The following is a 12,479-nucleotide window of genomic DNA, read 5'->3' on the forward strand; positions in this document are numbered from 1 at the left end:
CAGGGCTTAATAGCTCTGTCTAATTGCATTAAACTACTAAACCAAATGAAAAATAAATCAATACTCTTATTTTTACTTTTAGGGTTTTTATTAATCGCCTGTAAAGACGACAAATTAGCTCCGATTGCTAAAAATGCCGTAAAACCAACAGCCCTTACAGCAGCTTTACCTCACGATACAGATGATCCCTCTATCTGGATTCACCCTACAGATCCTTCAAAAAGTATAATTATAGGAACCGATAAAGACACTGATGGTGGTTTGTACGCTTTTGATTTGAATGGAAAAATTCTAAAAAAATCAATTCCATTAAAAAGACCCAATAATGTTGATATCGCTTACGGCTTATTAATTGACGGAAAAAAAACAGATATTGCTGTTACTACAGAACGCGAAAGCAACAAAATCAGGATTTTCAGTTTACCTGATTTAGAACCCATTGACAATGGGGGAATTCCTGTTTTTGAAGGTGAAGAATTACGCGACCCAATGGGAATTGCATTGTACACACGCCCGGACGATAAAAAGATTTTTGCAATTGTGGGAAGAAAATCAGGGCCTTCAGGAAGTTATTTATGGCAGTACGAACTTTCCGGTGCCGGAAAAGTGGCAACTGCAAAAGTAGTTCGAAAATTTGGGGCCTATAGCGGAAAGAAAGAAATTGAAGCAATTGCTGTCGATAATGAACTAGGAACCATTTTATATTGTGACGAACAATTCGGAATCAGGAAATACAAAGCTGATCCTGCTTTAAATGATAATAAGGAAATAGCACTTTTTGGAAAAACAGGTTTCAAAGCCGATAATGAAGGAATCGCCATCTACAAAAAAACAGATTCTACTGGTTACATTTTAGTATCCAACCAACAGGCCAATACCTTTATGGTGTATCCGAGAGAAGGTGTAAAGGGAAATCCAAATAATTATCCGCTGCTGGCAGAAATTCCAACGTCCACAATCGAATGCGACGGAGCCGATGTAACCAGCATTAATTTAGGTGGAAATTATAAAAATGGGCTTTTCGTAGCCATGAGCAACGGAATGGTTTTTCAGTATTATTCCTGGGATTTGATTCAGGCACGTATCGATAAGAAGTAGTTTTGAGTCGCAGTCGCAGAGTTCAGTCACAGTGGCGGTATGCAGTTTTCAGTTTCTTACCGAGGACTGAAAACTGCGACTGAAAACTGAGACTGAGACTAAAAACAAGACATAAAAAAAGCTGTTCATAACGAACAGCTTTTTCTGGTTTGAATTAGTAATTTCCTTATTCTGTAATCGGTGCGCCGGCCAAAATTTCGGCATTGGCAAATTCTTCAAATTTGGCAAAATTAGCTTTGAATTTCTGAGCTAATTCAATTGCTTTTTTATCGTATAAATCTTTGTCTTCCCAAGTATTTCTAGGATTCAAAATCTCGCTTGGAACATTAGGACAGCTTTGTGGTTTTGCAATTCCAAAAACGGCATGGTTTTTAAATTCTACATTGTCCAGTTCACCGTTAAGTGCTGCAGTAATCATGGCACGTGTATATTTCAATTTCATACGGGTTCCGGTTCCGTAAGCACCACCAGTCCAGCCCGTATTAATCAACCATACTTTTACATCTGCATCTTTCATCTTTTTAGTCAGCATTTCTGCATAACGAGTTGGGTGCAAAGGCATGAATGGCGCTCCAAAACAAGCGGAGAAATTAGGTTGTGGTTCTGTAACTCCTGCTTCAGTTCCGGCGACTTTTGCCGTATATCCGGAGATAAAATGGTAAGCAGCCTGACCCGGAGTCAGTTTTGAGATTGGAGGCAAAATTCCAAAAGAATCTGCCGTTAAGAAGAATATATTTTTAGGGTTATGTCCTATAGATCCCGGCTGAATATTATCGATATGTGTTATAGGGTAACTAACACGCGTATTTTGAGTAATGGATACATCATCATAATCCACTTCGTTTGTTCCTGCTTTGAAAACCACATTTTCTAAAAGTGCTCCTTTTTTGATCGCTCTGAAAATGTCCGGTTCGTTTTCTTCTGTCAGGTTAATAACTTTTGCGTAGCAACCCCCTTCAAAATTGAAAACAGTATTTTCCGCAGTCCATCCGTGTTCATCATCACCAATTAATTTACGATCAGGATCTGCAGATAAAGTTGTTTTTCCTGTTCCGGATAATCCGAAGAAAATGGCAGTATCACCTGCTTCACCAACATTGGCGCTGCAGTGCATTGGTAGTGTATTTTTGAAAACCGGCAAAATGAAATTTAAAGCAGAAAAAATTCCTTTTTTCATTTCTCCTGTGTAACCTGTTCCACCGACAAGGGCAATTTTTCTGGTAAAATCCAAAATAGCAAAATTAGACTGACGTGTTCCGTCTACCGCAGGATCTGCCATAAAACTTGGTGCACAAATTACCGTCCATTCCGGAGTAAAGTTGGCTAATTCTGAATCTTCCGGTCTTAAAAACATATTGTAACAAAACAAATTAGACCATGCCGTTTCAGTTACTACACGAACATTTAATCTGTAATTGGCGTCAGAGCAAACGTAAGAGTCTCTGACAAATACTTCTTTATGAGATAAAAACTGAGTTACTTTATTATATAACTTTTCAAAAGCTTCCGGCGAAAATGGAATGTTTACATTTCCCCACCAAACTTTATCTTCTGTAATACTGTCTTTTACAATAAAACGATCCTGTGGAGAACGTCCTGTAAATTCGCCCGTATTAATTGCCAATGCTCCCGTAGAGTTCTCCACACCTTGGCCTGACTGCAAAGTAATCGCATGCAATTCATCTGCTGATAATTGATAGCGAACTGTTGCATTTTCAATTCCCAGTTCTTTTAACGAAATCGATTGCGTGAAAAGTGTGTTAGTGTCCATAAATTTTGTTGTTGTGTGTGTTTCTTTTTTTAGTGAACAAACATAATTACTTTGATTCCTAAGCTTTTATACTTAAAACATGAATTGTTATATTTTTTATCAATAGAGATAAAAACCAATAAAAATTCACATAAGCAATCTTATATGTTATTTATGAGACAAAATTAAAGATTAATTTTTAGATAAAATTTTTTATTCGGGATTTTATGATTTTTTCCTCAAAATAGTAGCAAATAATACCAACCATGCAAGAATTAATAGAAATCCTCCTAAAGGTGTTGCGAATACGATAATTTTTGAGTCAAAAACTGTGTATTCTTTTGTCACTAATAAATAGATTGACCCGCTAAACAGAACCACACCTGCAACCGCCAGACTATAGATGGTCTTTAAGGTTTTTTCAGCAATGTCTTTTCTGGTGGAAAGAAAAAACAGAAAAAAAGCATGATACATCTGATAACGGACGCCAACTTCAAAAGTATTTAATTGTTCAACCGATAACCATTTTTTAAGAAGATGGGCTCCGAAAGCTCCCAAAATAATAGCTAACATCCCGATAAATGCACCTGTCAAAACAATTTTTCTTTTCATGTTTTCTATGTTTTTCAATATTTAAACAAAAATACTTCAAACCATTCAAAAAACTTTTCTCTTTTCAAAAATCTTTTGCAGTAAAGGGAATTTGTTCGTTTTATTCTTAAAATTAAAAATAAATCATTTTTTTTGAATATTCTGAATGTTATATTTATAACATTTTAATATATTTGTGTTATAAATATAAAACATGAGAAGCATTTTAATTATTGGAGCCGGTCGTTCTGCCTCTTCACTGATACGTTATTTACTCTCAAAATCAGAGAGTGAAAATTTACATCTTATTGTAGCCGATTTGTCTTTGGCCCTGGCCGAAAAAAAAACGCAGCAACACCCGAATGCCACTCCAATAGCTTTAGATATATTTAATATTGCAGAAAGAAAAGAGGCAATAGAAAAGGCATCCATTGTAATCTCAATGCTTCCGGCACATTTACACATTGAGATAGCCAAAGATTGTATTCAATTCAGGAAACACCTCGTAACGGCTTCGTATATAAGTGATGCCATGCAGGCGCTAGATGAAGAAGCCAAAGAAAACAACCTGATTTTTATGAACGAAATCGGTCTTGACCCCGGAATCGACCATATGAGCGCCATGAAAGTTATTGATGAAATCAGGGTAAAAGGCGGTAAAATGCTGCTTTTTGAATCTTTTTGCGGTGGATTAGTTGCTCCCGAATCCGACAATAATTTATGGAATTATAAATTTACCTGGGCACCCCGGAATGTAGTTTTAGCAGGACAGGGCGGCGCCGCCAAGTTTGTTCAGGAAGGCACTTATAAATATATTCCGTATTGCAATTTATTCCGAAGAACTGAATTTCTTGAAGTGGAAGGTTACGGAAAATTCGAAGCGTACTCTAATCGTGACTCGTTAAAATACCGTTCTATTTACGGATTGGATGATATCCTGACTTTATACAGAGGAACCATCAGAAGAGTGGGTTATTCTAAAGCCTGGAATATGTTTGTGCAGCTTGGAATGACCGATGACAGTTATGTTATGGAAGATTCTGAAAACATGAGTTACCGCCAGTTTGTGAATTCTTTTTTACCGTATCATCCAACAGATTCTGTTGAAATCAAGACCCGATTGATCTTAAAAATTGATCAGGACGATATTATGTGGGACAAACTTTTGGAACTGGATTTATTTAATCCTGACAAAAAAGTGAATTTGTCGAATGCAACTCCTGCTCAGATATTAGAAAAAATACTTTCCGACAGCTGGACATTAGAACCTGATGATAAAGACATGATTGTAATGTATCACAAATTCGGATACGAAATAAACGGCGAGAAAAAGCAAATCGATTCTAAAATGGTCTGTATTGGAGACGATCAGACGTATACCGCGATGGCAAAAACCGTTGGGTTACCGGTTGCAATGGCTACTTTATTGATTCTGAATGGAAAAATTACAACCCCGGGCGTGCAACTTCCTATAAACAAAGAGGTTTATGTACCTATTTTAAAAGAATTAGAAGAGTATGGTGTCGTTTTTAACGAACAAACCATGCCTTATTTTGGATATAATCCGGACTTATTTTAGTTCTGATTTATTTATTTTTTTTGAGAATTTTTTTAGTTTTTAATTTTATCCGCTTCTAAACTTTAGAAGCGGATTTTTTTTTATAATTACTCGTGAGCCTGGATTGTGATTGGCAAACTGTACATCGTAGCAACCGGCTCTCCGTTAACTTTTCCCGGCAGCCAGTTCGGACATAACTTAAGCACTCTGATAGCTTCGTCACCTGTTCCGTAGCCAATATCCCTTAATAACTTAAAATCAGACAAAGCACCGTCTTTTTCTACAATAAAAGTGATATAAACTCTTCCCTTTAATTTGACATCTGCTGGTGTCACTGGCATTTTATAATTCTGACCAATGAACTTATAAAACAGCTCAATTCCTCCCGGGTAACTTGGATTTTCAGTTAAATCACTTGTCTTATAAATTGCACCTTCCTCTTTTTTTACTTTTTGATTTTTCGGGTCATACACATCGATTTCTACAGATTCGGGACCACCCTTTTCGAGCTTTGAATCAATTTCCTCTTTGGTCGCAGGAAATTTTACTCCCTCAAACAAATTTGGCACTACTTTCTTTTCGGTCGGGCTAAGGTCTTTATATTTTTTCTCAGCCACTACAATCCCTTTATCATCTTTTATTTTAAAAGTGGTCTTATCATAATAAGCATCCAAAGCACTCGCCTTTTTATCAGTTTCTTTATTTGAAGTTGATTTGATTTTTGCTTCCTGTGCCACCGTCTTAGTACATAAAAAATATACCAGTCCGGTTAATAATGGCAAAAGAATTGTCTTTTTAAAAAATCCTCTTGAAGCAGAGGTTGTGGTTGTCATCATAATTAATCTTTTTTTAGTTACAGAATAGTTCAAATTACTGGCCAGGTAATAGATCGGATTATGATTCGCTTTTTCCAGTAATAAATTCTGGTAAAACGAAACATTGTTATGTGATTTTACAACTTTTTCATCCGCAAGAAATTCGTGATTAAGTTGTATTGCTTTTTTATAGAAAATGAATATTGGATGGAACCAAAAAACAGTTTTAATTATTTCTATCAATAAAACATCAAGAGAATGCTTCTGATTAACGTGAATGAGCTCGTGCGTAAATAATTCGGTTTCAATTTTATTGTTTTGAAACTCTTCTTCATTTATGAAAATAGTATTGAGAAATGTATACGGCAGCGTTTGTTCTTTTAGTAAAACCAAGGTTGCCTTTTGGTGTTTTATTACAACACCGGATTTTGTTTTTTTAATTAGTTTATATAAATTGTTTACAAATCTGAAAAATAAAACTGTCGTTACTATTCCGTATAAAAACCAGCCAAGAATAACATAAATTGAAGTTTTCTCCGCTACTATATTGGCGGTAATTTTCCCCGGAACCACAACATTTGTATTTGCGACATCTGCCACTTCTTTTATAATTTCGATCGTAACAAAGGGCAGTACAAACGAAATTACAAGACTACCAAGCAGGAAAAATCTATTGAATTGATGAAATTTTTCCTTTTCTAAAAGCAAATAGTAAGCCCCCAGAAGCACACACAATGCGATCGTTGATTTGATAAGAAAGTCTGTCATTTTTTCTTTTTTTGAATTTGCGAATCGATTATTTTTCTGAGTTCTTCCAATTCAGAAGTGCTAAGATTGGTTTCGGTGGTAAAAAACGAAGCAAACTGCGATGCCGAATTATTAAAAAAATTACTAATCAGTCCGTTGACGTGTTTGGAAAAATAAACCGTCTTTTCGACCAAAGGGTAATATTCCCTCGAGTTCCCGAATTCATTATACGCAACAAATTTCTTATCGATCATTCGTTTTAGTAAAGTTGCGACTGTCGTGGTCGCCGGCTTTGGATCGGGATACGCTTCAAGCAAATCTTTCATAAAAGCTTTTTCAAGCTTCCACAAATGCTCCATTAATTGTTCTTCTGAGTTTGATAGCTGCATTTTTTTTTGAGGTTCTAAGGTTCTGAGTTACTAAGTTTTTGAGTTTTTTTGCCACAGATTAAATCGATTAGATAATTTTTATTCCATGTCTTGCTTCTTGCTTCTATAATCTATATTCTATAATCTATGCTCTTTATTCACCATCACTGTACTTTTTGATTTCCGTTAATTTTCCTTTATCCGAATAAAATTTCCAGTCTCCAAAATAAAACCAATGTGTTTCTGTTGAATTAACTTCGATTTTAGTTTTTCCTTTCGATTCTAATTTTCCGTTTTCATAATAATTTTTGACGGTACAAATTCCATTTTTATATTTTTCAGTTTTGCGAATTTTTCCGTTAATGTAAGATTTCCACTTTTTTACCGGTTGATCGTGTTTGTAATATTCAAATGATTTGTATTGAATACTGTCGTGCACATAAACATCGACCCATTTTCCTTCTTTCTTCTTGTCAACTTTCTGATTGATCAGCGGTGCTTTACATCCAAACCATAAAAACAGAACTAATATAAAAAGTAATTTATCTCTCATTTTTGCTCTACATCTATAGTTGCTACTCTACAAATGTAGAGATTAATTTTTAATGTGCAAGAAATTTTTAGAAAAAAGGTTCTGAGGAGCTAAGTTGCTAAGGTTCTGAGGTTTTCTTTTGAGGTTCAGTAGGCAGGTGCAAAGAGGCAGAGGCTCAAAGGAACAAAGGTTTTTTTGAGAAGTAAAGGCGCAGAGGTTTTTCAATAGGCTCCAGCTTTAGCTCGGGTTTACAATAGAGGAGAAGAAATGGCTTTATCCAAATCATTACACCCCCAAGATTAAGAACAAAAAAAACTCCGACTAAAAGCCGGAGTCTCTATAATCTAAAACACATACGGTGTCAAAACCTTTGCACCTTTGTACCTCTGTTCCTTTGAACCTTTTTCAAAAAAACCTACTTCGAAAGCTCTACAAAATACTTGTAAAACAACGGAATCGTTTCAATTCCTTTTAAGTAATTAAAGATTCCGAAATGCTCGTTTGGCGAGTGAATCGCGTCACTGTCCAATCCGAAGCCCATGAGGATCGTTTTGCTTTTCAGTTCTTTTTCGAACAAGGCTACAATCGGAATACTTCCACCAGAACGAACCGGAATTGCCGGAACTCCAAACGTTTCTGTATACGCTTTGTTTGCCGCCTGATATCCAATACTGTCAATTGGCGTTACATAACCCTGACCTCCGTGGTGCGGTGTCACTTTTACGGTAACCCCGGCCGGAGCAATACTCTCGAAATGTTTAGAGAAAAGTGCTGTGATTTCTTCCCAGTCCTGATTTGGAACCAAACGCATCGAGATTTTAGCGAAAGCTTTGCTCGCAATAACTGTTTTGGCACCTTCACCCTGATATCCGCCCCAGATTCCGTTTACGTCTAACGTTGGACGAATCGAGTTGCGTTCGTTGGTTACATATCCTTTTTCGCCATAAACATCGTTTAGCGCTAAGGCATTTTTATATTTTTCTAAACTGAACGGCGCTTTTGCCATTTCAGCTCTTTCTTCAGTAGATAATTCCTGAACTTTATCGTAGAAACCCGGAATCGTAATATGATTGTCTTCATCATGAAGCGAAGCGATCATTTTTGCAAGAACGTTAATCGGATTCGCCACTGCTCCACCGTATAAACCGGAATGTAAATCACGATTCGGACCTGTAACTTCTACCTCAACATAACTCAAACCACGTAAACCTGTCGTGATCGACGGTTGTTGGTTAGAAATCATTCCGGTATCTGAAATTAGGATTACGTCGTTTTTTAGTTTTTCCTGATTGCGTTCTACGAACCAGGCCAAACTTGCCGAACCTACTTCTTCTTCGCCTTCAATCATGAATTTTACGTTACAAGGCAATGTATTGGTTTGCACCATTAGCTCTAAAGCTTTTACGTGCATGTACATCTGACCTTTGTCGTCGCAGGCTCCACGGGCAAAAATAGCACCTTCGGGATGAATTTCCGTGTTTTTGATTACGGGTTCAAAAGGTGGTGATGTCCATAATTCGATTGGATCCGGCGGCTGCACATCATAATGTCCGTAAACCAGAACGGTTGGTAAATTAGGGTCGATTATTTTCTCTCCATAGATAATCGGATAACCCGGAGTATCGCAAATTTCGACTAAATCACAGCCTGCTTTTGATAAACTTTCCTTTACAGCTTCGGCTGTATCAATAACATCTTGCGAGTAAGCAGTGTCGGCACTTACCGACGGAATTTTTAATAATTCGATCAACTCACTGATAAAGCGATCTTTATGTTGTTGAACGTAAGACTTTATATTTTCCATTTCAATTATTTTTATAGAATTTCAAAAATACAAAAAAGAGAATAAATATTTTTTTGCAAAAATGCTTTGAAATTTAGAAGTTATGTTTATCTTTGCACCCACAATTGAGCGGATATGGTGAAATTGGTAGACATGCCAGACTTAGGATCTGGTGCCGCAAGGCGTGTAGGTTCGAGTCCTATTATCCGCACTTATTAAAATTGCAAAACCCTTAAAATCAACATTTTAAGGGTTTTTTCTTTGAAAATTTGCCGAAAATTTGCCGAAAATTCAGTTTTTAATACAATTAGAAAATAGTTAATTCTTATCAATTGTTTATTTTGACCGAAAAGTAATTTTAAGGCAATATAATGTCTAAGCGATACACTTCCCTAATCAATTACTTAAACTCTCTTAAAAAGCAACGTCTAAGCTAAATAAACTGGGGTTTAAAATAATTACTATAAAAATTATCAGTTTCGATTAATTCCTGATGATTTCCTGATATAGAAATCGTTTGATCTTCTAATATGTAAATGGTATCTGCTACATTTTTAAGCATATTTAAACGGTGTGAAATAAAAAATATAGCGCAATTTGGTTTTATTTTTTGAAATAATGTCATCGTAAAATTTTCTGTGTTTCTATCCATGGCCGAAGTAGCTTCGTCAAGTATTAAGAACTGTGGTTTTTTGTAAAGCACTCTTGCTAAAGCAATAATCTGCTTTTGTCCACCAGATAAATTAATCCCTTCTTCCCCTAAAATTGTAGCTAATCCTTGTGGAAATTGATTAAAGTAAACATCAAAACCATAATTTTCAATGAAATCGATTAAAGTTTCAGGCGCGGATTTACTCCCAAGTAAAATATTATCTACTACATTACCGTTAAAAATTGTTATTTCCTGAGGAATGACACCTATTAAATTTCTATAGTTATCTAAATTTATTTCAGAAAGTTCATATTGATTATTAATAATAATATTCCCTTCTTCATAAGTGTTAAACCGCTGTAATATCTGACCGACGGTACTTTTGCCACTACCGCTTTCTCCAACTATAGCAATAAATTTTCCCTTCCTAATTTCTATATTAACATTATTGAACAATTCACTCCTCCCTGCAAAATGAAATGAAAGATTTTGAATAGATATTTGTTCAATTCCTGAAATTTCAAAACCTTCTTTTTCCTCTTTTTCGATTGATGCAAATTCATACATTCGAATAAAAGCGATTTTTGCCTCATTAATTGGGATTGCAACCAATGCGAGGTTTGCAATAGATGGTAATAATGATCCGGTGATTCCTAAAATTGCCATTAATTCCCCCAGTTTCATTTCGTTATTAGAAACTTGTATGGAAGCATAAATTAGAACTACAATTAAAAACAGAACGCTTGCCATACCTGATTGCCATGAAAGAGTAATATTTATTTTTCCGAGATTAAATATTCTTTCTTGAAAATTGGCAAATATAAGGTTATTTGTTTCACTGAATATTTCTTGTTTGTTGTCGTTTTTGATAGTCGAAATTCCTTGTATGGTATTGATGTAATTACTTTCATTTATGGCATAGCTTTGCATAACCTCTTTTTGCAAGTAGATTATTTTTTTGTTATTCTTGTAAATAATAAAAAAATAAATTGGTAAGCTCAATAAAGAAATAAAACCTAATTTCAGGGAATAGCTAAACAAAAAGCCCAATGAAATAACAGAAATTAAAATATCAATTACTAAAGAACTTGTGAGTGTTTTTATAACGTTCTGTACGCGTTGTGTGTCGTTTAAACGAGCGACTAATTCTCCAATTTTTCTAGTATCAAAAAACGTTTTAGGTAAATGCAAAAGTGAAGAGAAAAATTGATTATTGATTCTGTTATTGAAATCTTTAGATTGCTGTAATAAAAAGAATTCTCTCAAAACAGCTAATGCTACTCTTGCTAGTAATAAAATAGTCAACAAACCAATACCTGAAATTAATTTTTTGATATTGTGAGAGGGCAAAATATCGTCAATTAGTTTTTGGGAAAATAGGGACATTGCCATTCCTAAACCAGCAATAAAAACACCTAATAAAATACTAATCCATAAAAGTTTATAATCTTCTTTCAGGATTTCTAAAAACCATTTTATTTGAGCGTTTTTCTCTGTTTTTTCTTTGATAAAAGTTTTATTTGGTTCGAGAGTAAGACAGGTTTTTGAAACCCAAATTTTTTCCAATTCAGTTATGGACAAATAAAGGACACCTTTTCCCGGATCACCAATTAGAAAGCCTTTTGTTTCGTCATAAGTATAGCAAACTATATAATGATTGAGTTGATTTTCAATTAAAGCAAGTAAGATTAAAGGTTGTTTGTGGTCGATAAGTGCTTGAATATCGGCTTCGCAACCCTCAGCAGTAAAGCCTAATTTATTTGCAGCCTGATACAAACCTAACATCGTAGTGCCTTGCTTGGTTGTACCACTTAATTCACGAATTTTTTCAAGAGTATTATTGCCTTGATAAAATCTTATGATGCTCACTAAACAAGCAACGCCACAATCTGATTGGTCTAGTTGTAGCGTATGTGTATTTTCAATATGTTTTAGGTTCATTAGGCTTTATTGAGAAGTCAGTTTTTTTAGAAGAATTTCGATTTTGGTTTGCCCTTTTATTTTTTCTATTAGTTTTTGATCTTTATCGTATAAAACTAAACAAGGCAATGAATTAACATCAAATGTAGTAGCAAAAGTAACTTTGTTATCGTATAAAAAATGAATATTAACATGAGAAGTAAGTTGGTGTTTTGTGGCAAATGTTTTGATAAGTTCCGGTTTTTCAAACGACACAAAAATGAGTTGGACGTTTTGGAATTTTTCTTTATTCTCTTTTATCATTTTAGTCTCTTCGTTGCAATATTCACATTCAGTATTAAAGTAAATAAACAAAGTTGGAGTATTTATTTTTATATCCTGATTGGTAAAAAAACCTCCGTTTACATCTTTATATGAAAATTTAGGAATGGTTTTGATGTTTTCTGCTGATTCCTTTTTTCGATTTATTTTTGTAATTATCAAATAACCCAAAAAGCAAATAAAACATGCAAATACGATCGGAAAAACTATTTTTAAAAATCGTTTCATTTTTTTTCTTCTTTATATAGTATTACAACCAAAATCATCGCTCCCATTGACAGTAATCCTAATACCAAAGAAAAAAGACTTTCATTGTAAAAAACATACCCAATGATGTGTGCAAT

At 34.7% G+C, this 12,479-nt stretch carries 10 protein-coding genes and 1 tRNA gene; 3 read left to right on the plus strand and 8 right to left on the minus strand.

Translation table 11 applies throughout. The features are described from left to right. The first annotated feature begins 45 nt into the window (after window positions 1-45). Window positions 46-1,098, plus strand: coding sequence for a phytase (locus EV142_RS01890; protein WP_132032178.1), 1,053 nt, complete (start codon window positions 46-48; stop codon window positions 1,096-1,098). Window positions 1,099-1,264: 166 nt separating this feature from the next. Here EV142_RS01890 and pckA read toward each other — a convergent pair whose 3' ends face one another. Together pckA and EV142_RS01900 are read right to left on the minus strand one after the other, a co-directional pair. Next, on the minus strand, window positions 1,265-2,869 hold the full coding sequence (gene pckA, locus EV142_RS01895; protein WP_132032180.1) for a phosphoenolpyruvate carboxykinase (ATP): 1,605 nt from the start codon (window positions 2,867-2,869) through the stop codon (window positions 1,265-1,267). Window positions 2,870-3,073: 204 nt separating this feature from the next. Beyond that, complete coding sequence (locus EV142_RS01900) at window positions 3,074-3,460, minus strand: DUF423 domain-containing protein (protein ID WP_132032182.1); 387 nt, start codon at window positions 3,458-3,460, stop codon at window positions 3,074-3,076. A gap of 193 nt (window positions 3,461-3,653) precedes the next feature. Here EV142_RS01900 and EV142_RS01905 point away from each other — a divergent pair, with 193 nt between their 5' ends. Next, window positions 3,654-5,018 carry a saccharopine dehydrogenase family protein gene (locus tag EV142_RS01905; protein WP_132032184.1) on the plus strand — a complete coding sequence of 455 codons (1,365 nt, stop codon included), beginning with the start codon at window positions 3,654-3,656 and terminating at the stop codon, window positions 5,016-5,018. Window positions 5,019-5,104: 86 nt separating this feature from the next. Here the strand turns inward: EV142_RS01905 and EV142_RS01910 are convergent, their stop codons facing one another. The 4 genes from EV142_RS01910 to EV142_RS01925 form a co-directional block, all read right to left on the minus strand. Then, window positions 5,105-6,580, minus strand: a complete 1,476-nt coding sequence (locus EV142_RS01910; protein ID WP_132032186.1) for a M56 family metallopeptidase — start codon at window positions 6,578-6,580, stop codon at window positions 5,105-5,107. Further along, entirely contained in the window at window positions 6,577-6,948 is a 372-nt protein-coding gene (locus tag EV142_RS01915; RefSeq protein WP_127337971.1) for a BlaI/MecI/CopY family transcriptional regulator, read from the minus strand. The genes EV142_RS01910 and EV142_RS01915 overlap by 4 nt, the downstream gene beginning before the upstream one ends. A 133-nt stretch (window positions 6,949-7,081) precedes the next feature. Beyond that, on the minus strand, window positions 7,082-7,480 hold the full coding sequence (locus EV142_RS01920) for a toxin-antitoxin system YwqK family antitoxin (RefSeq protein ID WP_132032188.1): 399 nt from the start codon (window positions 7,478-7,480) through the stop codon (window positions 7,082-7,084). A 394-nt stretch (window positions 7,481-7,874) separates the two neighbouring features. After that, on the minus strand, window positions 7,875-9,263 hold the full coding sequence (locus EV142_RS01925; RefSeq protein WP_132032190.1) for a dipeptidase: 1,389 nt from the start codon (window positions 9,261-9,263) through the stop codon (window positions 7,875-7,877). Window positions 9,264-9,371: 108 nt separating this feature from the next. Here EV142_RS01925 and EV142_RS01930 point away from each other — a divergent pair. Then, window positions 9,372-9,453, plus strand: a tRNA-Leu gene (locus EV142_RS01930). A 222-nt stretch (window positions 9,454-9,675) separates the two neighbouring features. Here the strand turns inward: EV142_RS01930 and EV142_RS01935 are convergent. Beyond that, window positions 9,676-11,835: a peptidase domain-containing ABC transporter gene (locus EV142_RS01935; protein ID WP_132032192.1), complete on the minus strand. Its 2,160-nt coding sequence runs from the start codon at window positions 11,833-11,835 to the stop codon at window positions 9,676-9,678. 6 nt (window positions 11,836-11,841) lie between these two features. Beyond that, on the minus strand, window positions 11,842-12,363 hold the full coding sequence (locus tag EV142_RS01940; protein ID WP_132032194.1) for a TlpA family protein disulfide reductase: 522 nt from the start codon (window positions 12,361-12,363) through the stop codon (window positions 11,842-11,844). Between the last annotated feature and the right edge of the window lie 116 nt (window positions 12,364-12,479).

Origin of the sequence: Flavobacterium circumlabens (genome assembly GCF_004345565.1) — a bacterium.
In the GTDB taxonomy this organism is placed as follows: Bacteria; Bacteroidota; Bacteroidia; order Flavobacteriales; family Flavobacteriaceae; genus Flavobacterium; species Flavobacterium circumlabens.